Consider the following 21,348-nt stretch of genomic DNA (forward strand, 5'->3'; position numbering starts at 1 on the left):
TCCAGTCGCGGCGGGTCGGCTCGCCGACCGGCCGGATCAGTTGATCACCGGCCACGCAGCTCGACCTCGGCCTCGACCGACATGCCCGGGCGGATCAGCCCTTGCAGCGGGGTGTCGGTGGCGAAGGTAATCTTGACCGGAATGCGCTGCACCACCTTGGTGAAGTTGCCGGTGGCGTTGTCCGGCGGCAGCAGGCTGAACTGCGCACCGGAGGCGGCGAACAGGCTCTGTACCTGGCCTTCGATGGGCTGGTCGGGGAAGGAATCGAACACCAGCCGGACGGTCTGGCCGGGGCGCATCTTGCCGATCTGGGTTTCCTTGAAGTTGGCCTGGACCCAGATACCGTCGTCCGGCACCAGCGACAGCAACTGACTGCCGACCTGCACGTACTGGCCGACGCGGGCGCCGCGCTGGCCGACCAGGCCGCTGACCGGCGCGTGGATTTCGGTACGGGCGAGGTTGATCTCGGCCTGGGTGATATCGGCGCGGGCGCTTTCGATCTGCGCCTGCAGGCGCTGCACGTCGGTGCCCAGGGTTTCGCGCTGCACGCGCTGGGCCTGCAGGTCGGCCTGGGCCTTGGCCACCTGGGAGCGGGCGACGTTGGAATCGGCGGCCAGGGTGGTCACGCGCTCTTCCGACACGTAGCCGGGCTTGCGCAGGGCCTGGGCGCGGCCGAGGTCGACTTCGGTGCGGCCGAGGGTGGCCTGGCTGGCGTTCACGTCGGCCGCGCTGGCGGCGATCATGCTGGTCTGGCCCTTGAGCTTGCTGCGCGCCTGTTCCAGTTCCGCCTCGCGGGTAGCCAGGGTGGCCTTGGCGCGGTCCAGGGCGAGCTGGAAGTCGGCAGCCTCCAGTTTCACCAGCAACTGGCCTTTCTCGACGTGCTGGTTGTCCTGCACCAGTACCTCGTCGACGCGGGCGCCGAGCTGGCTGGCGATGCGGGTGATCTCACCCTGCACGTAGGCGTTGTCGGTACTCTCGACGAAGCGGCCGATGAAGTACCAGCGCGCCAGGAAGGCGAGGGCGACCACCACGAGGATGACGAAGAATACGGACAGGCGGCGTTTCAATTGTGCAGGCATAGGTAAACGAGCGTTTGGTTGGCCAAAAAAATGTTTGCCAATGTAACAGTGTTCCGTGGCGGCACGTAGCCGCTACACTTCGGAAACTTTGTTGCTTATAGGGAACAATCATGGGGCTGGATGATGCGCTGATCTTCACTCGCGTCGTGGAACTGCACAGTTTCACCCAGGCGGCGCAGAGCCTGGGGATGCAGAAATCCACGGTGAGCCGGCGTATCGCGCTGCTCGAAGAGCGCCTGGGCGTGCGCCTGATCAACCGCACCACGCGCAAGCTGAGGCTGACCGAAGTGGGCCAGGCCTACTACGACCGCTGCCGGCAGATCATGCATGACTTCGCCGAGGCGGAGCAGGCGGTGATGCAGTTGCAGCAGGCGCCTTCGGGATTGTTGCGGATCAGCGCGCCCATCGAGTTCGGCCAGATGTACCTGGCCAAGGTGGTAGGCGACTTCATGAACCTTTATCCACAGATCACCGCCGAGGTCGAGCTCACCTCGCGTACCGTCGATCCGCTGGAGGAGGGTGTGGACATCGTCATCATGGTCGGCCAGCCGGAGGATTCGACCCTGATCGCCCGGCGCATGCTGACCACCAGCCGCTGCCTGTGCGCCAGTCCCGATTACCTGGAGCTGCATGGTCGCCCGGAAACCGTGGAAGAGCTGGCCGGCCACCGCGCCGTGCTGCTGCAGGCCGACTCCCAGCGCTACTGGCCGTTGCGCGGGGAAACCGTGCCGTGTCACCGGGTGCTGTCGTGCAACAACATCACTTTCGCCCGCGAAGCCGTGCTGGCTGGAGTGGGAATTGCTTCGCTGCCGGAGCTGATCGTCGACGAACAGTTGGCCAGCGGAAGCCTGGTGCGCGTGCTGCCGCAGGTACAGCTGCCGGTGGGCGAGCTGTACGCCGTTTACCCGTCGCGGCGTTTCCAGGCAATGAAGGTAAAGGCTTTCCTCGACTTCATGATCAATAACCTGCCCCTGGATCCCGGTCGCTGGCTGGAGCCGAAGGTGGCCCGCCTGATACCATCGCACCCATGAGCGCGCGCGCCGTCGCGCGCTGTCCGCTTCACACGAAGAATTGCTGCACACGAGAGCCTTCATGACCACAGTCCGCACCCGTATCGCGCCGTCTCCCACCGGCGACCCGCACGTCGGCACCGCGTATATCGCGCTGTTCAACCTCTGCTTCGCCCGCCAGCACGGCGGTCAGTTCATTCTGCGCATCGAGGACACCGACCAGGTGCGCTCGACCCGCGAATCGGAACAGCAGATCTTCGACGCGCTGCGCTGGCTGGGTATCGAGTGGGACGAGGGCCCGGACGTCGGCGGCCCGCACGGCCCGTACCGGCAGAGCGAGCGTGGCGCTATCTATAAGCAGTACAGCGACGAGCTGGTCGAGAAAGGCCACGCCTTCCCCTGCTTCTGCTCCTCCGAGCGCCTCGACGCACTGCGTGCCGAGCAGCAGGCGCGCAAGGAAACCCCGCGCTACGACGGCCACTGCATGCACCTTGCGAAAGAGGAGTCGGCCAAGCGCATCGCCGCCGGCGAATCCCACGTGGTGCGCATGAAGGTGCCGACCGAGGGTGTCTGCGTGGTGCCGGACATGCTCCGTGGCGACGTGGAAATCCCGTGGGACCGCATGGACATGCAGGTGCTGATGAAGGCCGACGGCCTGCCCACCTACTTCCTCGCCAACGTGGTCGACGACCACCTGATGGGCATCACCCACGTCCTGCGCGGCGAAGAGTGGCTGCCCTCGGCACCCAAGCTGATCAAGCTGTACGAGTACTTCGGCTGGGAACAGCCGGTGCTCTGCTACATGCCGCTGCTGCGCAACCCGGACAAGAGCAAGCTGTCCAAGCGCAAGAACCCCACCTCCATCACCTTCTACGAGCGCATGGGCCTGCTGCCCCAGGCGCTGCTGAACTACCTGGGCCGCATGGGCTGGTCCATGCCTGACGAGCGCGAGAAGTTCAGCCTGGCGGAGATGATCGAACACTTCGACCTGTCCCGCGTCTCGCTGGGCGGCCCGATCTTCGACATCGAGAAGCTCTCCTGGCTGAACGGCCAGTGGATTCGCGAGCTGTCGGTGGAGGATTTTGCGAAAGAAGTGCAGAAGTGGGCGCTCAACCCGGAGTACCTGATGAAGATCGCCCCGCACGTGCAAGGCCGCGTGGAGAACTTCAGCCAGATCGCCCCGCTGGCCGGCTTCTTCTTCAGTGGTGGCGTGCAACCGGACGCCAAGCTGTTCGAGCACAAGAAGCTCGACGCCACCCAGGTACGCCAGGTCCTGCAACTGGTGCTGTGGAAGCTTGAAGCGCTGCGCCAGTGGGAAAAGGACCGCATCACCGCGACCATCCAGGCCGTGGCAGAGCACCTCGGCCTCAAGCTGCGTGACGTGATGCCGCTGATGTTCCCGGCCATCACCGGCCAGGCCAGTTCGGTGTCGGTGCTCGACGCCATGGAGATACTCGGCGCCGATCTGTCGCGCTATCGCCTGCGCCAGGCCCTGGAGCTGCTGGGCGGTGCGTCGAAGAAAGAAGCCAAGGAGTGGGAAAAGATTCGCGACGCCATCGGCTCCTGAGTTCTTTCCTACAGTGAAAAAGGCCGGGCGCTGCGAAGCGTCCGGCCTTTTTCATGCTGGCTCCGGTGATTGCGGATGAGCCGGAGGAGGGCAGGCGAGCCGCGGATTTCGCCGCGCGGAAACCGGGGCGGTCACATAAGTGATTGTTCTTTGGGAGAAAAAAATAAGAAATCTGAAAAAATGTTGTTGACAGGGGTTCGCCTCACCCCTAAGATGCGCCCCGTTCCAGCGACGAACTGAACTGACAGAACGAAGCGGAACGGTAGATCCAGCGGTACTTTGGGGCTATAGCTCAGCTGGGAGAGCGCTTGCATGGCATGCAAGAGGTCGACGGTTCGATCCCGTCTAGCTCCACCAATTTTTATGGACTAAGAGTCCAGTAGGTCTTGCCTGGTCCGGGCAAGACTGAAATCGAAGGTTTTGCGTCCCCTTCGTCTAGTGGCCTAGGACACCGCCCTTTCACGGCGGTAACAGGGGTTCGAGTCCCCTAGGGGACGCCACTTATCCAGCGACGATGCGTTCGCGTCGTCAGCCAGAGTCATCTGGGGCTATAGCTCAGCTGGGAGAGCGCTTGCATGGCATGCAAGAGGTCGACGGTTCGATCCCGTCTAGCTCCACCAAATTCCCATACGGGATGAAGCCAGAATCCACCCTCAGGTGGGTTTCTTCGAAGGATATGTCCCCTTCGTCTAGTGGCCTAGGACACCGCCCTTTCACGGCGGTAACAGGGGTTCGAGTCCCCTAGGGGACGCCATTTTTATCGCTCTGCGATGCCTATAGGGCCACTGAGACTTTCAGTGGCCCTTTTGTTTTTCTCCCTCCAGAAAATTTTCCTCCGACCAGCGGTCGCGCTTTCTGCTTGCCGATTTTTATTATGAGAATAATATTCTCCCCATAATATTTGTCCGAGCGAGAGCCAGCCATGAGCGACAAGAAAGCCCAGACCCGCGAACGCATTCTTTCCGCCGCCACCAGCGCATTGCTCCAGCACGGGCCGGTCGGCCCCAGCGTGGGCGAGGTGATGTCGGCGGCGGGGCTGACGGTGGGCGGCTTCTACTCGCACTTCGAGAGCAAGGACGCGCTGATGCTGGAGGCCTTCCGCGACTTGCTCGCCAAGCGTCGCGAAGGCCTCAAGCGCTTAGATCCGCAACTGAGCTTCGCCGAGCGCCGTGCACTGACGGCGCAGTACTACCTGTCGCGCAAGCACCGCGATACCGAGGAGGAGGGCTGCCCGATCCCCAGTTCACTGAACGAGATCGCCGATCTGCCGGAAGCTTTCCGCCAGACCCTGGAAGAGCACGTGGAGTTGATGGTCGCGGCGCTGGCCGGCCGCCCCGAGGAAATTGACACCGTGCTCAGCGACATGGCCCTGATGATTGGCGGATTGGCGCTGGCTCGTGCCCTGGGCACCGGCGACCTGTCCGATCGTGTCCTGCGTGCCGCGAAGAAAGCGGTGATCTGAGGAGGTACGGCAAATGAACAGTCTGAGCTGGGTTCGAGGAATCAATGCCACCCTGGGCCGCGTCGCCCCGACATGGGCGGCGCAGCGCATGCGTCAGCTGTTCGTGACGCCCAACGAATATGCCCCGCGTGACTGGGAGCTGCCGCTGCTGGCCAGCTCCGAGCGTGTCACCCTGCGTTTCGGGTTGTCTGCCTTGCGCTGGGGGGAGGGGCCGGCTGTGCTGTTGATGCACGGTTGGGAAGGTCGGCCTACCCAGTTCGCCACGCTGATCGAGAAGCTGGTGGGCGCCGGTTATGGCGTGATCGCCCTCGACGGGCCGGGGCACGGCCGCTCGCCCGGCCACGAAGCGGACATCGTGCTGTTCGCCCGCGCCCTGCTGGAGGCAGCCAGCGAGTTGCCGCCGCTGCGGGCCGTGATCGGTCATTCCATGGGCGGCGCCAGCGCACTGCTGGCGACCCAGATGGGCCTGCGTACCGAAACGCTGGTGACCATCGGTGCGCCGAGCAATGTCCTGGGAGTCCTGCGCGGCTTCTCCAGGATGGTCGGCCTGGCGCCGCTGGCACGCTCGCGCTTCATCCGCATGATCGAGGCGCGCGCGGGTATTGCGGCCAAGCAGCTGGACGTCGCGCGTTATGAGCTGGACTTCCCCGGCCTGGTGGTACACGCCGAGGACGACCGGTACGTGCGGGTCGGCGAGGCCACGGCCATCCACGAGGCCTGGCCGCGCAGTAGGCTGCTGCGCCTGAAGGATGGCGGGCATCACCGCGTACTGGCGGATGCAGTGGTCACCGAAGCCATTCTGGAGTTGCTGGAAGAGGTCGAGATGCCTTTACCTCTGGCGCTGGCTTCCTGAGCCATTCACCGGCCTGATAACGGCGGCTAAAGGCCGTCGTTATCGTTGCATGATGGCCCGGTGCGGGTCGTCAGGCCCGGCGCGCTGGCGTAGACTTTCGGGCATTTCCGGCCGCCCCGGCCTGGGCGCGAGGTCTTGCGCACGCGGGTGGTCGATTGGGGGAATGCATGAATCTGTCGCTGGACTGGGTGCTGCAGAAGGCGCGCCCGGTCATGCCGGTATTGGTGATCGATGATGTGGCGCTGGCTGGTGACCTGGCCCGCGCCCTGTACGACGGTGGTGTGCGGGTGCTGGAAGTGACCCTGCGCACACCGCAGGCGCTCGATGCGGTGGCCGAAATCCGCCGTGGGCTGCCGGACATGATCGTCGGCGCCGGTACGCTGATCCACACCGAGCAGTTCCAGGAAGCCCGCGATGCCGGCGCGCAGTTTGCCGTCAGCCCCGGCTGCACGCCGCGCCTGGTGGCCGCCGCCGACGACGCGAAACTCCCGTTCCTGCCCGGAGTGATGACGCCTTCCGAGGTGCTGGTGGCGTTGGAGTACGGTTACCGCTCGCTGAAACTCTTCCCGGCCGACGGCAACGCGGCAATCAAGATGCTCAAGAGCCTGAAGGCGCCTTTCTCCGGCATCCGCTTCTGCCCGACCGGTGGCATCACCCAGGAAAACCTGCTCAACGTGCTGCGCCTGCCCAACGTCGCCTGCGTCGGCGGAACCTGGATCGCGCCGCCCAGCCTGGTCCGCGCCCGCGCCTGGGACCAGATCACCCAACTGGCCGCCGAAGCGATCGCGCTGGCCGCAAGCCTGGAGCACGCTTCATGAGTTGGCAGTTGCCCGACCCGTTCGTCATCGACATCGAGGTCAAGTCCGAGGACATCGACGGCCTCGGCCATGCCAACAACGCCGTCTACGTCAGCTGGCTGGAGCGTTGCGCCTGGCGCCACTCCCAGAGCCTGGGGCTGGACCTGGCCGAGTACCGCCGGCTGGATCGCGCCATGGCCGTGGTGCGCCATGAAGTGGATTACCTGGCGGCCGCCTATGAAGGCGAGCAGCTGCAACTGGCGACCTGGATCGTCCAGTCCGACCAGCGCCTGAAAATGACCCGCCACTTCCAGCTGGTGCGCCCGGCGGACGCTTTGACCCTGCTGCGCGCACAGACCACCTTCGTCTGCATCGAGCTGTCCAGCGGCAAGCCCAAACGCATGCCGGTGGAGTTCATCGAAGGCTACGGCCGCGCGCTGCTCGCCCCGGAGGCCGTGGCCGCCGGCGCGTGATCCGTCGTGCCGCGCTTTTCCCGGCGCGGCGCATTTCCTACAATCCGCGGCCTTCGCCATAGTCCGAGATTCCCCCGTGCAGATCGCCCTGGCCCCGATGGAGGGGCTGGTAGATGACATCCTCCGCGACGTGCTGACCCGCGTCGGCGGCATCGACTGGTGCGTCACCGAATTCATCCGCATCAATGACCGGCTGTTGCCGCCGTCGTCGTTCCTGGCGCTCGCTCCGGAGCTGGCGCATGGCAGTCGTACCCGCGCCGGCGTGCCGATGCGCGTGCAATTGCTCGGCTCCGACCCGCAACTGCTGGCGGAAAACGCCGTGCAGGCCTGCGAGCTGGGTGCTCCGGTCATCGACCTGAACTTCGGCTGCCCGGCCAAGACGGTGAACCGGTCCCGTGGCGGAGCGGTTTTGCTCAAGGAACCCGAGCTGATGTTCAGCATCATCGAGGCGGTGCGCCGCGCGGTGCCGGCTCACATTCCGGTGACCTCGAAGATGCGCCTGGGCTACGACAGCCCGGACGGCGCCATCGACTGCGCACGCGCCTTGGCCGACGCCGGCTCCGCCCATGTGGTGGTGCACGCGCGGACCAAGGCCGACGGCTACAAGCCGCCGGCACATTGGGAGTGGGTGGCGAAAGTGGCCGATGCGGTGAAAGTGCCGGTGTTCGCCAACGGCGAAGTCTGGACGCTGGAGGATTACCACCGCTGCCGTTCCATCAGCGGTGTGGCGGACATCATGCTCGGCCGCGGACTGGTTTCCCGCCCGGACCTCGCCCGGCAGATCGCCGCGTGGCGCGATGGCCGCGAAGTGGTGCCGATGCCCTGGTCGGAAGTGCGCGTGCTGCTCGACGACTTCTGGCGCCAGGCCCGGCGCAAGCTGGCGCCGCGGTATGCACCGGGGCGCCTGAAGCAGTGGCTGGGGATGCTTACCCGCAGTTATCCCGAAGCTGTGGAGCTGTTCGCCCAGGTGCGCCGCGAGCACGACTGCGAAGCGCTCGACCGGATGCTGCAGGTCGAGATCGAAGTCGCCGCCTGACGCAACGGCAGACACCTTGTAGGAGCTGGCCATGCCCGCGATTGCGCGCATGTCGCGCTCTTGCAGGTTATCGCCCGCCGCTGACGTCGATGAAACCGCCGGTGCTGTAGCTGGACTCGTCCGAGGCGAGGAACAGGATCGCCCGCGCCACTTCTTCCGCCTCGCCGCCACGCCCCAGGGGGATCGCCGATTGCAGGCGCTCCACGCGCCCCGGTTCTCCGCCGCTGGCGTGGATATCCGTCCGGATCAGCCCCGGCCGCACGGCGTTCACGCGGATGCCGTCCGCCGCCACTTCCTTGGCCAGGCCGATGGTCAGGCTGTCCACCGCGCCCTTGGCGGCGGCGTAGTCGATGTACTCGTTGGGCGAACCCAGGCGTGAAGCCATGGACGACACGTTGACGATGCTTCCGCCCTTGCCGCCGTGCTGGCGCGCCATGCGCTTCACTGCCTCGCGGCAGCAGAGGAAGGTCCCGGTAACGTTCACTGCAAACACCCGCTGCAGGCGCGCCACGTCCATGTCTTCCAGGCGCATCTGGCGCTCCAGGATGCCGGCGTTGTTTACCAGCGCGTCGAGGCGGCCGAAGGCTTCGTCCACTTCGCGGAACAGGCGCAGCACGTCTTCCTCGTTCGCCACGTCGGCGGCGAAGGCGCGTGCCTTGCCGCCGGCTGCGGTGATTTGCGCGACCAGCGCTTCGGCCGCTTCACGTTCGCGGCGGTAGTTGAGCGCCACGGCGAAGCCGCGCTCGGCGGCGAGCAGGGCGGTGGCGGCGCCGATGCCGCGACTGGCGCCGGTGATCAGCATGACCTTGTCCATGGAAACTCTTCCTGTTGTGAAGGGGGCTTGAAATGGATTCGCGCAGCCCAATCTATGTTCCTGCGGGAGGCCGAAGACGGGTCCCGCACCGGAGTTCTGACCTCAGGCTCCAGATCATACCTTGCTGAAAATTTCAGGAGATTCGCATGAGCAACGTCCTTTCCCTCGCCCCGCTGTTCCGCCAGTCCGTCGGCTTCGATCGTTTCAACGATCTGTTCGAGTCCGCCCTGCGCAGTGAAGGCGGCAGTTCCTACCCGCCCTACAACGTCGAGAAGCATGGTGACGACCAGTACCGCATCGTCATCGCTGCCGCCGGCCTGCAGGAGGAAGACCTGGAGCTGCAAGTGGAGCGCGGTGTGCTGACCGTCAACGGCGGCAAGCGCGAAAAGGCTTCCGAGAGCGTCACCTACCTGCACCAGGGCATCGCCCAGCGCGCCTTCAAGCTGTCGTTCCGCCTCGCCGACCATATCGAGGTCCAGGGCGCATCGCTGAAGAACGGCCTGCTCAGCGTCGAGCTGGTGCGCATCGTTCCGGAAGAAGCCAAGCCCAAGCGGATCGCCATCAACGGCCAGAACCCGGCCATCGAAGGCTAAGCAGCGCCCCGGCATCAGTCGGGCCGTAGCCGCCAGGCAAAACGCCCGTCTCGCAGGAGACGGGCGTTTTCGTTGGTGCCTCGATCAGCTGCCGATCAGACCTTCTGCTGATCCGGCAGCGGTGCCGAGCGGTTGCGCCACCAGGCGAAGACGATGGCTGCCATCAGCACGAAGCCCAGGTAACCCATGGCCGGATAGACCAGGCCCACCAGCTTGACGAAGCCGACCTGGCTGGCGATGAAGGCCAGCACCACGGCGACCACGGTCGCCACGCGGAACGGCACGCCGTAGGCGGCGCAGCGCGCGGCCAGGGTGTAGGCAAATCCGCTGGTGGTGCAGTACAGCTTCACCAGCAGCAGGGCCAGCATCACATCGCCGAACCAGGGCGCGATGTTGTTGCTCAGGAGCAGGGTGGGAATGGCGCTGCCGCCGATCACGTCGATCTGCACCAGCATCACCAGGGCCATGGCGAGGATCAGCACGCCCACGCCGATGCCGCCGAACACGCCGCCCATTGCCGCGGTGCGCAGGTTCGCCACGCTGCCGCCCATCACCACCACGGCCGCTGCGGTGGCGGCGACGTTGTAGGAGACGTAGAGCAGCGCGCCGAGCAGCCAGTTGGGCGCCGGGTGCGGCACCGCCAGGGCGATCTGCTCCAGCTCCGCCAGCGGCTTCTGGATATGCGTCAACGCGTAGACGGCAATGATGGCCACGATGACCATCAGCACCGGTGTGATCAGGCTCATCAGGGTGATCACCCGCTTCAGGCCCAGGCACACGGTGATGATGGTCAGCACGCCGAGGACCATGCCGCCGATGGAGTGGCCGATGCCCAGTTGCTGCTCGAAGGAGGAGTTGGCGCCGGCGAACATCACCACCATGGTGCCGAACAGGAAGAAGGTCAGCATCAGGTCGACGACGCGGCCCAGCGGTTTGCCACAGATGTACTCCATGGCTTCCTTGTGCGACTGGGTCTGCAGACGGCTGCCGATCTGGTAGAGGTTCATCAGCAGGAAGGCGAACAGCGCCAGCGCCACCAGCGCGCCGGCCAGGCCCATGATGCCGAAGCCGCCGAAGAACTGGAGGATCTCCTGGCCCGAGGCGAAGCCGACGCCCACCACCAGGCCGATGTAGGCCCCGCCGAGCTTGAGACTGGTTTTCATGATCGAGACTCTGTTGTTGTTATGAGAGCGGCCCCGCTCGCGGCGGGGCCGGAAAGGGTCACGCCTGGCCGACGTAGGCCTGGACTTCCACCTCGACGTCCACGCCCAGCGCCAGTGCCGAAGCCACGCAGGAACGCACTGGCAGGCCTTGTTCGAAGTAGCGCTTGTACACCTCGTTGAAGCCGGCGAAGTGCGCCATGTCGGACAGCCATACGGTGGCCTTCACCACCTGCGAGTAGTTGGCGCCGCAGGCTTCCAGGCTTTCGGCGATGCGGGTCATCACCGCTTCGGTCTGGGTCTGGATGTCGCCTTTCACCACCTGGCCGTCCGCGGTCATCGGGATCTGCCCGGACAGGAACAGGAAGCCGCCGGCCTTGACGGCGCGGGAGAAGGGGAAGGGCAGGCTGCTGGGGTAACGCTGGATATCGCTCATTCTAAGGTCTCCGGGGGAGTTCAACGCAGGCGCGCCGGGCTCAGGCGCTGGGGGTCGACGCCTTCCTGGCGCAGGGATTCGGGCAGCGGCTGGCCGAGCAGCAGCGATTGGGCCAGGCGCGACACACCATCGGCGGACTGGATGCCGTAGCCGCCCTGGGCGGCCAGCCAGAAGAACGCCGGGTTCTGCGCGTCCTGGCCGATCACCAGGTCGCCGTCGGCGACGAAGGAGCGCAGGCCGGCCCAGCTGTGGTTCGGCCGACGGATCGCCAGGGTGGTGTGTTCCTCGATGTGGTAAACGCCCAGGGCGATGTCGAGTTCTTCGGGCTGCACGTCCTGCGCTTCCACTGGGTCGGCATTGGCGGGGGAACCGAGCAACTGGCCGGCGTCCGGCTTGAAGTAAAAGCTTTCGTCGATGCCGATCACCGTCGGCCAGCGGCTGATGTCCAAGCCGTCGGGCACCGGGAAGGTGAAGGCGGTGCGGCGGCAGGGTTGCAGGCCCACCGGACGGATGCCGCAGCGCTCGGCCACGTAGTCGGCCCAGGCGCCGGCGGCGTTGACCAGTTGCGCGGCCTGGACGGTTTCGCCCTGGCTGAGTTCGAGCGTCCACGCGCCATCGGCATAGTCAGCCGACAGCAGCTCGCGGTCGCAGCGCAGTTCGCCGCCGCGCTGGCGCAGCGCGCGCAGGTAGCCCTGGTGCAGCGCATGCACGTCGAGGTCGCGGGCGTCCGGCTCGTAGAGTGCGCCGATGATGGCGTCGGCGCGCAGGACGGGGAGGAATTCCAGCGCCTGTTCGGTGCTGATGCGCTTGACGCCGGGCGTGGCTTCGGCCTGCTTGAGCAGCTCGAGGTGTTCCGGGCCGCCGACGTACAGGCAGCCGCGCGGAGTGAGGATCGGGTGCTCGCTGAAGCCGGCTGGCGGGTTCTCGTAGAAGGCCCGGCTGGCGCGGGTCAGCGCCTGGATCTGCGGCGTACCGTAGGCCTCCATGAACATGGCGGCGGAGCGCCCGGTGGAGTGGTAGCCGGGCTGCTCTTCGCGCTCCAGCACCAGCACCTTGTGCGTCTCGCTAAGGCGGTAGGCGAGGGAGGCGCCGGCAATGCCGGCACCGATGATGACGAAATCGAAATGGCTCACTGCAAGGGCCTTCTGCAGATTTTCTCGTATGTGAGAAATCTAAGATATGAGAATTTTTGCGCGAAAGGCAAGGCCCGGTAAACTTTCGTCGGCCCCCTCACGAGAAGTCCCATGAGCGAAACCGCCCAGGCACTACCCAAGCCCCAGCAACTGGATCGAGACGAAGTCGGTGCGCGTCTGCGGGCGGTTCGCAAGCAGCAGAAACTGACCCTGAAACAGCTCTCCGACCTGTCTGGCGTGGCGGTTTCCACCCTGTCGAAGATGGAGCTGGCACAGGTGGCGGTGAGCTACGACAAGCTGGCCGCCGCCGCCCGCGCCTTGCAGGTGGATATCGCTCAGTTGTTCCGCCCTTTGCCGTCCGTCGGCGGGCTGATGGGACTGAAGACTTTCGTCAAGACTGGCATCGACAACGCTGCCGGTTACGACACCGGCGGCTACGAGTACTACCCCATCGCCGGCGATTTCCCGCAGCGCAGCATGACGCCGCTGTACGCGCGCATCTTTGCCCGCGAGGTGGGTGAGTTCGATGATTACGTCCGCCACCCCGGCCAGGAGTTCGCCATGGTGGTGGCCGGTCGTGTGCGCATCCAGTTCGAGACGGGCGAGTCGGTGAGCATCGGGACGCGCGAGACGGCCTATTTCGATAGCAGCGTTGGCCACCTCTACCTCAACGACGGCGAAGCCGACGAGGCCCAGGTGATGGTGGTGATGTCGGAGTTGCGGCCCGCGCAATAGCGAGCCTCAGGTTGCCTGCTGGGTATCGTTGCGGGGCAGCAGGGCGATGAAGTCCTCCAGCGGTACCGGTCGGCCGAACAGGTAGCCCTGGTACAGATGGCAACCCTGTTCCGCCAGCAGTGCCAGCTGTTCCGGGGTTTCCACCCCTTCTGCCACGAGCTCCAGCCCGAGGCTGTGCCCCATGGCGATGATGGCGCGGACGATCTCTGCGTCGTTGCTGTCGTTGGGGGCGTCACGCACGAAGCTCTGGTCTATCTTCAGGCTGTCCACCGGCAGGCGCTTGAGGTAGGTCAGCGAGGAGTAGCCGGTGCCGAAGTCATCCATGGCGAACTGCACGCCGGCTTCGCGCAGGCGCTCCATGCGCGCGATGGTGTCGTCCAGTTGCTGGATCACGATGCCCTCGGTGATCTCCAGTTTCAGCAGGCTGGGCGGCAGCCGGGTCTTGTGCAGCAGGGCCAGCAGGCGTTCGACGAAATCGCTCTGGCGGAACTGCCGGGGGCTGATGTTCACGCTCAGGCTGAAACTGTCGATGTCGATGCGCCCCTCGGTGAGCAGGCGCGCTCCGGTTCGGCACGCTTCCTCGAGCACCCACTGGCCCACTTCGACGATCAGCCCGCTGTCCTCCAGCACACGGATGAAGCTGGCCGGCGATTGCGGGCCGCGAGTCGGGTGGCGCCAGCGCAGCAGCGCCTCGGCGCCGACGATGCGTGAATCGCGGGCGTCCACCTGCGGCTGGTAGTGCAGGTTGAACTCGCGGCGGGCGAGGGCCATGCGCAAGCCGTTCTCCAGGCGCAGGCGCTCGCTGGCGGCCTGCTGCATGGATTCGTGGAAGAGCTGCACGGTGTTCCGCCCGGCGTCCTTGGCGCGGTACATGGCGATGTCGGCGCGCTTGAGCAGGTCGTCCGGGGTCGCGCCGTCGTCGGGAATCAGCGCGATGCCGATGCTCGGGGTGATCTGTAGCCGATGGCCGTCCAGCAGCATGGGTTCGGCCAGCAGGTCGCGGAGTTTTTCCGCCAGCTGGCGCACCTGCTGGGCGGTTTCCAGGCGGCTGCCCTCGATGCCGGTGATCAGCACCACGAATTCGTCGCCGCCCAGGCGCGCCACGGTGTCTTCCTGGCGCACGCTGGCTTCCAGGCGCGCGGTGACCATCTGCAGGATGGAGTCACCGACCGAGTGGCCGAGCGAGTCGTTGATGTGCTTGAAGTGGTCGAGGTCGAGGAACAGCAGGGCGCCGCGCAGGCTGTGGCGTTGCAGCAGGGCGATCTGCTGCTTGAGGCGGTCCATCAGCAGGGCCCGGTTGGGCAGGTCGGTCAGGGCGTCGTGGTAGGCCAGGTGCTGGATGCGCGCCTCGGCCTCGCGCAGCTCACTGGTATCGCGGGCGGTGAGCAGCAGGCAGTCCACCCCGCCCAGTTCGATCGGTTCTACCGACACGTCCACCGTCTTGATCGTGCCGTCGCGGTGGCGGCCGCGCATTTCCAGGTGGTGGACGAAGCCGTCGCGGTTCAGCGCGGCGATCATGTTCAGGCGCTCGTCGGGATCGGCCCAGATATTGATGCCCAGGGAGGTTTGGCCGATCACCTCGTCGGTGCGGTAGCCGGTCAGGCGGTGGAAACCTTCGTTGACCTCGATGTAGCGGCCGGTCGCGCGCTCGGTGATGGTGATGGCGTCGGGGCTGGAGTGGAATGCCTTGGCGAACTTCTCCTGGCTGGCCTTGAGTGCGGCCTCGGCCTGCAGCCGGCGGGTGACGTCGCGGAAGCTGGAGAGGATGCACAGCTGGCGGTCGACCCAGATCAGCCGGCTGGCGACCATGCAGGTGATGGTCTGGCCTTCGCGGGTGAGGAACTGCACTTCGACGTTCTGCAGCGAATGGTCGCGCATCAGTTGCTCGAACAGTCGCGAGCGCTGGTGGTGATCGGCCCAGAAAGTCACCTGGTGGGATGAGCGGCCGATAATGTCCTCGGCGAGCCAGCCGAAGGTGCGGCAGAAACTCGGGTTCACTTCGACGAACTCGCCGTCGCGCACTCGCGACACACAGATCGGGTCCGGGCTGCCCTGGAACAGGCTGGCGAATTTCTCCTCCGAGGCCTGCAGGCTGCGTTCGCGCAGCACGCGTTCGGTGATGTCGAGCAGGGTGCCGGCCATGCGCAGCGGTTTGTCGCGGGCGTCGCGGTAGAGCCGCGCGCGGCTTTCCAGGTAGCGCACTTCGCCGGAGTCGAGTTGCGCGCGGTAGGTGAACTGGTAGTCGCTCTCCGGGCCGCGGGCGAGCCGGGCGTAGGCCTGGCGCATGCGCTGGCGGTCGGACTTGTCGACACAGGCGAAGAACTCGCCGAAGGGGCCGTGGAAGTCCCGGTCAGGCAATTCGTGCAGCACGGCGGCGCGGGCCGAGCCGTAGAGCAGGCCGCTGGGGATGTGCCAGTCCCAGATGCCCAGTTGCGCGGAGTCCAGCGCCAGGTCCAGGCGCTCCTGGCTGTCACGCAGGGCGCGTTCCTGGGCGCGCATGCGGGTAATGTCGCGGACCGTCAGCACCAGGCAGGGGCGGCCGTCCTGTTCGATCTGGCAGCCGTAGACGCGGGCGCTGCGGACTTCGCCGGTACGGGTGATGAGGGTGACGTCGAAGCCGTCGATCTGCCGCTCGGCGGTGATCTTGTCGAGCATCCGCTGGCGTTCGTCGAGGCTGTGCCAGAGGCCGAGTTGCACCGAGGTGCGGCCGAGGGCTTCTTCGCGGCTCCAGCCGAAGTGGTCGACGAAACTGGCATTGAGCTCGAGGAATTTTCCGCTGTCCCGGTCGGTGATGACCATGGCGTCGGGCGCGGTATGAAAGGCTTTGGCGAACTTGTCCTGTCCGTCGGAGGCGTGCGGGGGCGTGTGCGGATCGCGGCTCATGCGGCGCTCCCCCTGAGTCTGGCGGCGCCGGCCAAGTGGGGCCGGCTAACGCGAACGGGTGTGCGGACGGGCATTCGGGCCCCTTCTTCTAGTTCTGTCAGAACAATAGAGGTTAGGCCGCGACAGGCGCAAGCCCGGCCGCCTGGGCGTCGAGCAGGCGCATGAAGGCCCGCGCGGCGTTGGACAGCGTGCGTTCGGTATGCAGGATGTAGCCCAGCTGGCGGCTGAGCTGGATGTCCTGCAGTGGCAGGCGCACGACGCTGTCATCGAGCATGGTGCGCGGCAGGACGCTCCAGGCCAGGCCGATGGAAACCATCATCTTGATGGTCTCCATGTAGTTGGTGCTCATGCCGATGTTCGGCGTCAGGCCCTCGGCCTCGAACATGCGCCGCACGATGTGGTGGGTGAAGGTGTTGCCGCCGGGGAACACCGCCGGGTGCCGCGCCACGTCGGCGAGGAATACCGGGCCCTGCACCGACAGCGGGTGCTCGGGGGCGGCGACGAAGTCCAGCGGGTCATCCCACACCGGCACGGCGCGCACCGGTTCGGCGGTTTCCGGGGCGAGGGTGATCACGGCCAGTTCGGCGCGGCCATGGAGAATTTCTTCGTAGGCTACTTCCGAGTCGCAGAACTGGATATCCAGCGCCACCTGCGGGTGGGCCTTGGTGAAGGCGCGCAGCAGCGGCGGCAGTCGGTGCAGGCCGATGTGGTGACTGGTGGCCAGGACCAGCCGGCCGCTCACCTCGCCGTTCAGGTTGGTCAGCGCGCGACGGGTGTCGTCCAGCACGCTGAGGATCTGGTAGGCGCGCGGCAGCAGGGCGCGGCCGGACTCGGTGAGGGTCACTTCGCGGCCGACGCGGTCGAACAGCCTTACTCCCAGCTGGTTCTCCAGGGCGGCGATGCGCTTGCTCACCGCCGGCTGGGTCAGGTGCAGGCGCTCGCCGGCTTCGGAGAAGCTGCCGGATTCGGCGATGGCGAGGAAGGTGTTGAGGCTGGTCAGGTCCATGTCGACTCCCTGCGCTCTGGAAGCGGCGCCCGACTTTTATAACGCACCGTATTCCTCGTGGGAATCCTTTGGATAAAAAATATGAATTTGAGTTATTCGGCGCCTTTCCATAGGATCATCCCCACAAGCCCAAGGGGCATAGAAAGACGCTGATGAGGACTCTCTGATGGCCGGCAAGACGCTCTACGACAAACTCTGGGAAATGCACGAGGTGAAGCGCCGTGACGATGGTTCGTCGCTCATCTACATCGACCGCCACATCCTCCATGAAGTGACCTCGCCGCAGGCCTTCGAAGGTCTGCGCCTGGCCGGCCGCAAGCCGTGGCGCATCGACGCGAACATCGCGACCCCGGACCACAACGTGCCGACCACCCAGGTCGAGCGCAAGGGTGGCCTCGCGGCCATCGCCGATGAAGTGTCGCGCATCCAGGTCCAGACCCTGGACGAGAACTGCGATGACTTCGGCATCCTCGAATTCAAGATGAACGACGTCCGCCAGGGCATCGTCCACGTCGTCGGCCCGGAGCAGGGCGCGACCCTGCCGGGCATGACCGTGGTCTGCGGCGACTCGCACACCTCGACCCACGGCGCCTTCGGTGCGCTGGCCCATGGCATCGGCACCTCCGAAGTGGAACACGTGCTCGCCACCCAGTGCCTGGTCGCCAAGAAGATGAAGAACATGCAGGTCCGCGTGGAAGGCAAATTGCCCTTCGGCGTGACTGCCAAGGACATCGTCCTCGCGGTGATCGGCAAGATCGGCACTGCGGGCGGCAACGGCCATGCCCTGGAGTTCGCCGGCAGCGCCATTCGCGACCTGTCCATGGAAGGCCGCATGACCATCTGCAACATGTCCATCGAGGCGGGCGCTCGCGTCGGCATGGTGGCGTGCGACGAGAAGACCGTCGAATACGTGAAGGGCCGTCCGTTCTCGCCGCAAGGCAGCGACTGGGCCAAGGCTGTTGAAGCCTGGAGTGACCTGGTTTCCGACGCCGACGCGCACTTCGACACCATCGTCGAGCTGCGTGCCGAGGACATCAAGCCGCAGGTCAGCTGGGGGACTTCCCCGGAGATGGTCCTCGCGGTCGACCAGAACGTGCCGGACCCGGCGGCCGAAGCCGATGCGGTCAAGCGCGATTCCATCGTCCGTGCCCTCAAGTACATGGGCCTGAACGCCAACCAGGCGATCACCGACATCCAGTTGGATCGCGTATTCATCGGCTCCTGCACCAACTCGCGCATCGAAGACCTGCGTGCTGCCGCCGCCGTGGCCAAGGGCCGCAAGGTCGCCGCCACCGTGAAGCAGGCGCTGGTCGTACCGGGCTCGGGCCTGGTGAAAGCCCAGGCCGAACAGGAAGGCCTGGACAAGATCTTCATCGAAGCCGGCTTCGAATGGCGTGAACCGGGTTGCTCCATGTGCCTGGCGATGAACCCGGACCGCCTGGAGAGTGGCGAGCATTGCGCTTCCACCTCCAACCGCAACTTCGAAGGCCGCCAGGGCGCCGGTGGTCGTACCCACCTGGTGAGTCCGGCGATGGCCGCCGCGGCTGCCGTGACCGGTCGTTTCATCGACGTACGTGAATTGATGCAGGCCTGAGGAGACCGAACATGAAAGCCTTTACCCAGCACACCGGTCTCGTTGCGCCGCTCGACCGCGCCAACGTCGACACTGACCAGATCATCCCCAAGCAATTCCTCAAGTCGATCAAGCGCACCGGCTTCGGCCCGAACCTGTTCGACGAGTGGCGCTACCTCGACGTGGGCCAGCCGAACCAGGACAACTCCAAGCGTCCGGTGAACAAGGACTTCGTCCTCAACTTCCCGCGCTTCCAGGGCGCCAGCGTGCTGCTGGCCCGTGAGAACTTCGGTTGCGGCTCCTCCCGCGAGCACGCGCCGTGGGCGCTGGACGAGTACGGCTTCCGTACCGTGATCGCGCCGAGCTTCGCCGACATCTTCTTCAACAACAGCTTCAAGAACGGCCTGCTGCCGATCATCCTGAAGGACGAGGAAGTCGACGAGCTGTTCGCCCAGTGCGAAGCCACCGAGGGTTACCAACTGACCGTCGACCTCGCCGCGCAGACCGTGACCCGCCCGGACGGCAAGCAGTACAGCTTCGACGTGGACGCGTTCCGCAAGCACTGCCTGCTCAACGGCCTGGACGACATCGGCCTGACCCTGCAGGACGCCGATGCGATCCGCAGTTTCGAAGGCGGCTACAAGCAGCAGCAGCCCTGGTTGTTCCGCGACGCCTGAGCGGCGCCGCATCACTCTGTAAGGAGAGCAGCATGACCGAGAGTCGCCACGAGCAAGTGGTCCAGCGCCAGTTCGGCGCCCAGGCCAACGCTTACCTGACCAGTGCCGTACACGCCCAGGGCGAGGAATTCGCCCAGCTGCGCGAGCGACTGTCGGCGACTACCGGTGCGCGCGTGCTCGATCTGGGGTGCGGGGCAGGGCATGTGAGCTTCAACGTCGCGCCGCTGGCCGGCGAGGTGGTGGCCTACGACCTGTCCCAGCAGATGCTCGACGTGGTGGCCTCGGCCGCCGCCGAGCGCGGCCTGGGCAACATCGCCACGCGCTGTGGTGCCGCCGAGCAGCTGCCGTTCGAGGATGGTGAGTTCGACTTCGTCTTCAGTCGCTATTCCGCGCACCACTGGCGGGATGTCGGCCAGGCGCTGCGCGAAGTGCGCCGGGTGCTCAAGCCGGGCGGCGTGGTCTGCTTCATCGATGTCGCGGCGCCGGGCTTGCCTCTGCTGGACACCTATCTGCAGACTGTCGAGGTCTTGCGCGACACCAGCCATGTGCGTGACTACTCCCCGTCGGAGTGGGCGCGTTTAGTGGGTGAGACGGGTCTTGCGGTGACTGCGCAGAAGCGCCAGCGCCTGCGCCTGGAGTTCACTTCCTGGGTCGAGCGCATGCGCACCCCCGAGGTGATGCGCCAGGCCATTCGTGCCCTGCAGCTTTCGATGGGCGACGAGGTGCGCGAGTATTTCGAGATCGACGCCGAGGGTTCCTTCAGCACCGACGTGCTGGTGCTCTGGGCGGAGCGCTGATCTCAAGGTTCTGACCGCCCCGGATGGTGCGAGCCATCCGGGGCGTTACGTTATTTGCCAAGCGGCTTTATTTGCCAAGCGACTTTCAAAAAGTGAGCAGAAAGATGAGCAAACAGATTCTGGTTCTCCCCGGCGACGGCATCGGCCCGGAAATCATGGCCGAAGCGGTCAAGGTGCTGGAGCTGGCCAACGACAAGTTCGCCCTGGGCTTCGAGCTGACCGAAGACGTGATCGGCGGCGCCGCCATCGACAAGCACGGCGTACCGCTGGCCGACGAGACCCTGGAGCGCGCGCGCAACTCCGACGCCGTGCTGCTGGGCGCCGTGGGCGGCCCGAAATGGGACAAGATCGAGCGTGACATCCGCCCCGAGCGCGGCCTGTTGAAGATCCGCTCGCAACTGGGCCTGTTCGGCAACCTGCGTCCCGCCATCCTCTATCCGCAACTGGCCGATGCCTCCAGCCTGAAGCCCGAAGTGGTCGCCGGCCTGGACATCCTCATCGTGCGCGAGCTGACCGGCGGCATCTACTTCGGCCAACCGCGCGAGCAGCGCGTGCTGGAGAACGGCGAGCGCCAGGCGTACGACACCCTGCCGTACAGCGAAAGCGAAATCCGCCGCATCGCCCGTGTCGGCTTCGACATGGCTCGCGTGCGCAACAAGAAGCTGTGCTCGGTGGACAAGGCCAACGTCCTTGCTTCCAGCCAGCTGTGGCGCGAAGTGGTCGAGGAAGTCGCCAAGGACTACCCGGACATCGAGCTGTCGCACATGTACGTCGACAACGCCGCCATGCAGCTGGTCCGCGCACCCAAGCAGTTCGACGTGATGGTCACCGACAACATGTTCGGCGACATCCTGTCGGATGAGGCTTCCATGCTCACCGGCTCCATCGGCATGCTGCCTTCTGCCTCGCTGGATTCGAACAACAAGGGCATGTACGAGCCTTGCCACGGTTCCGCGCCGGACATCGCCGGCAAGGGCATCGCCAACCCGCTGGCGACCATCCTCTCGGTCTCGATGATGCTGCGTTACACCTTCAACGAAGGCGCCGCCGCCGACGCCATCGAGAAGGCCGTGAGCCTGGTGCTCGACCAGGGCCTGCGTACCGGTGACATCTGGTCCGAAGGCTGCACCAGGGTCGGTACCCGCGAAATGGGCGACGCGGTAGTCGCAGCACTGCGGAATCTGTAATCTGTCCGGCTCGCTCGTTCCCGCGCTCTTGTACGAAGGCGGGAACGACGGCCCTCTAAATATTTGAAGGTGTAGTA

Annotated in this window: 20 protein-coding genes and 4 tRNA genes; 17 read left to right on the forward strand and 7 right to left on the reverse strand. The window is 65.6% G+C overall.

Going from position 1 to position 21,348, the window contains the following annotated elements:
• Positions 1-44: 44 nt before the first annotated feature.
• Positions 45-1,079 carry an HlyD family secretion protein gene (locus IB273_RS13060; protein ID WP_151187807.1) on the reverse strand — a complete coding sequence of 345 codons (1,035 nt, stop codon included), beginning with the start codon at positions 1,077-1,079 and terminating at the stop codon, positions 45-47.
• Positions 1,080-1,189: 110 nt separating this feature from the next.
• Here IB273_RS13060 and IB273_RS13065 point away from each other — a divergent pair, with 110 nt between their 5' ends.
• The 11 genes from IB273_RS13065 to IB273_RS13115 all read left to right on the forward strand — a co-directional run bounded on the left by IB273_RS13065 (position 1,190) and on the right by IB273_RS13115 (position 8,277).
• Positions 1,190-2,110 carry a LysR family transcriptional regulator gene (locus tag IB273_RS13065; RefSeq protein WP_081519347.1) on the forward strand — a complete coding sequence of 307 codons (921 nt, stop codon included), beginning with the start codon at positions 1,190-1,192 and terminating at the stop codon, positions 2,108-2,110.
• A 61-nt stretch (positions 2,111-2,171) separates the two neighbouring features.
• Positions 2,172-3,656 (forward strand): glutamate--tRNA ligase, encoded by a 1,485-nt coding sequence (gene gltX / locus IB273_RS13070; protein WP_192224223.1) that lies wholly within the window; start codon positions 2,172-2,174, stop codon positions 3,654-3,656.
• Between the two features lie 281 nt (positions 3,657-3,937).
• A tRNA-Ala gene (locus tag IB273_RS13075) sits at positions 3,938-4,013 on the forward strand.
• A 67-nt stretch (positions 4,014-4,080) separates the two neighbouring features.
• A tRNA-Glu gene (locus IB273_RS13080) sits at positions 4,081-4,156 on the forward strand.
• Positions 4,157-4,200: 44 nt separating this feature from the next.
• A tRNA-Ala gene (locus IB273_RS13085) sits at positions 4,201-4,276 on the forward strand.
• A 58-nt stretch (positions 4,277-4,334) separates the two neighbouring features.
• Positions 4,335-4,410: transfer RNA gene (locus tag IB273_RS13090), tRNA-Glu, on the forward strand.
• Between the two features lie 168 nt (positions 4,411-4,578).
• Positions 4,579-5,118, forward strand: coding sequence for a TetR/AcrR family transcriptional regulator (locus IB273_RS13095; RefSeq protein ID WP_192224224.1), 540 nt, complete (start codon positions 4,579-4,581; stop codon positions 5,116-5,118).
• A gap of 13 nt (positions 5,119-5,131) precedes the next feature.
• Positions 5,132-5,971: an alpha/beta fold hydrolase gene (locus IB273_RS13100; RefSeq protein WP_081519350.1), complete on the forward strand. Its 840-nt coding sequence runs from the start codon at positions 5,132-5,134 to the stop codon at positions 5,969-5,971.
• Between the two features lie 167 nt (positions 5,972-6,138).
• The gene (locus tag IB273_RS13105) at positions 6,139-6,789 is read left to right on the forward strand and encodes a bifunctional 4-hydroxy-2-oxoglutarate aldolase/2-dehydro-3-deoxy-phosphogluconate aldolase (protein WP_192224225.1); all 651 of its coding nucleotides are present in this window, start codon (positions 6,139-6,141) and stop codon (positions 6,787-6,789) included.
• On the forward strand, positions 6,786-7,241 hold the full coding sequence (locus IB273_RS13110; RefSeq protein WP_081519352.1) for an acyl-CoA thioesterase: 456 nt from the start codon (positions 6,786-6,788) through the stop codon (positions 7,239-7,241). Before IB273_RS13105 ends, IB273_RS13110 begins: the two co-directional genes overlap by 4 nt.
• 76 nt (positions 7,242-7,317) lie before the next feature.
• On the forward strand, positions 7,318-8,277 hold the full coding sequence (locus IB273_RS13115) for a tRNA dihydrouridine synthase (RefSeq protein ID WP_151187805.1): 960 nt from the start codon (positions 7,318-7,320) through the stop codon (positions 8,275-8,277).
• 67 nt (positions 8,278-8,344) lie between these two features.
• Here IB273_RS13115 and IB273_RS13120 read toward each other — a convergent pair whose 3' ends face one another.
• Positions 8,345-9,091: an SDR family oxidoreductase gene (locus tag IB273_RS13120; protein ID WP_192224226.1), complete on the reverse strand. Its 747-nt coding sequence runs from the start codon at positions 9,089-9,091 to the stop codon at positions 8,345-8,347.
• A gap of 146 nt (positions 9,092-9,237) precedes the next feature.
• Here IB273_RS13120 and IB273_RS13125 point away from each other — a divergent pair, with 146 nt between their 5' ends.
• Positions 9,238-9,684, forward strand: a complete 447-nt coding sequence (locus tag IB273_RS13125) for an Hsp20 family protein (protein ID WP_081519355.1) — start codon at positions 9,238-9,240, stop codon at positions 9,682-9,684.
• A 95-nt stretch (positions 9,685-9,779) separates the two neighbouring features.
• Here IB273_RS13125 and IB273_RS13130 read toward each other — a convergent pair whose 3' ends face one another.
• From IB273_RS13130 to IB273_RS13140, 3 genes are read right to left on the reverse strand one after another with little or no spacing between them, the layout of a single operon-like run.
• Positions 9,780-10,847 (reverse strand): hypothetical protein, encoded by a 1,068-nt coding sequence (locus IB273_RS13130; protein ID WP_081519356.1) that lies wholly within the window; start codon positions 10,845-10,847, stop codon positions 9,780-9,782.
• A 58-nt stretch (positions 10,848-10,905) separates the two neighbouring features.
• Positions 10,906-11,280, reverse strand: a complete 375-nt coding sequence (locus IB273_RS13135; RefSeq protein WP_081519357.1) for a RidA family protein — start codon at positions 11,278-11,280, stop codon at positions 10,906-10,908.
• 20 nt (positions 11,281-11,300) lie between these two features.
• A complete protein-coding gene (locus IB273_RS13140) occupies positions 11,301-12,413 on the reverse strand; it encodes an NAD(P)/FAD-dependent oxidoreductase (RefSeq protein ID WP_192224227.1) in 1,113 nt (370 codons plus the stop codon).
• A gap of 111 nt (positions 12,414-12,524) precedes the next feature.
• Here IB273_RS13140 and IB273_RS13145 point away from each other — a divergent pair, with 111 nt between their 5' ends.
• A complete protein-coding gene (locus IB273_RS13145; protein ID WP_081519359.1) occupies positions 12,525-13,148 on the forward strand; it encodes a helix-turn-helix domain-containing protein in 624 nt (207 codons plus the stop codon).
• A gap of 6 nt (positions 13,149-13,154) precedes the next feature.
• On the opposite strand, the gene IB273_RS13150 is transcribed toward IB273_RS13145, so the two are convergent.
• Positions 13,155-16,031, reverse strand: a complete 2,877-nt coding sequence (locus IB273_RS13150) for a GGDEF domain-containing phosphodiesterase (RefSeq protein WP_192224228.1) — start codon at positions 16,029-16,031, stop codon at positions 13,155-13,157.
• A 112-nt stretch (positions 16,032-16,143) separates the two neighbouring features.
• Positions 16,144-17,037 (reverse strand): LysR family transcriptional regulator, encoded by an 894-nt coding sequence (locus IB273_RS13155; protein WP_017520368.1) that lies wholly within the window; start codon positions 17,035-17,037, stop codon positions 16,144-16,146.
• Between the two features lie 166 nt (positions 17,038-17,203).
• Between IB273_RS13155 and leuC the strand changes: the two genes are divergently transcribed.
• From leuC to leuB, 4 genes are all read left to right on the forward strand, one after another.
• Positions 17,204-18,631, forward strand: coding sequence for a 3-isopropylmalate dehydratase large subunit (gene leuC, locus IB273_RS13160; protein ID WP_081519361.1), 1,428 nt, complete (start codon positions 17,204-17,206; stop codon positions 18,629-18,631).
• Positions 18,632-18,642: 11 nt separating this feature from the next.
• Positions 18,643-19,287, forward strand: a complete 645-nt coding sequence (leuD, locus tag IB273_RS13165) for a 3-isopropylmalate dehydratase small subunit (RefSeq protein ID WP_081519362.1) — start codon at positions 18,643-18,645, stop codon at positions 19,285-19,287.
• 32 nt (positions 19,288-19,319) lie between these two features.
• Positions 19,320-20,084: a class I SAM-dependent methyltransferase gene (locus IB273_RS13170; RefSeq protein WP_192224229.1), complete on the forward strand. Its 765-nt coding sequence runs from the start codon at positions 19,320-19,322 to the stop codon at positions 20,082-20,084.
• Between the two features lie 104 nt (positions 20,085-20,188).
• A complete protein-coding gene (gene leuB / locus IB273_RS13175; protein ID WP_192209704.1) occupies positions 20,189-21,271 on the forward strand; it encodes a 3-isopropylmalate dehydrogenase in 1,083 nt (360 codons plus the stop codon).
• Positions 21,272-21,348 lie beyond the last annotated feature (77 nt).

It is taken from the genome of Pseudomonas sp. PDM19 (genome assembly GCF_014852215.1).
Classification (GTDB): Bacteria; Pseudomonadota; Gammaproteobacteria; order Pseudomonadales; family Pseudomonadaceae; genus Pseudomonas.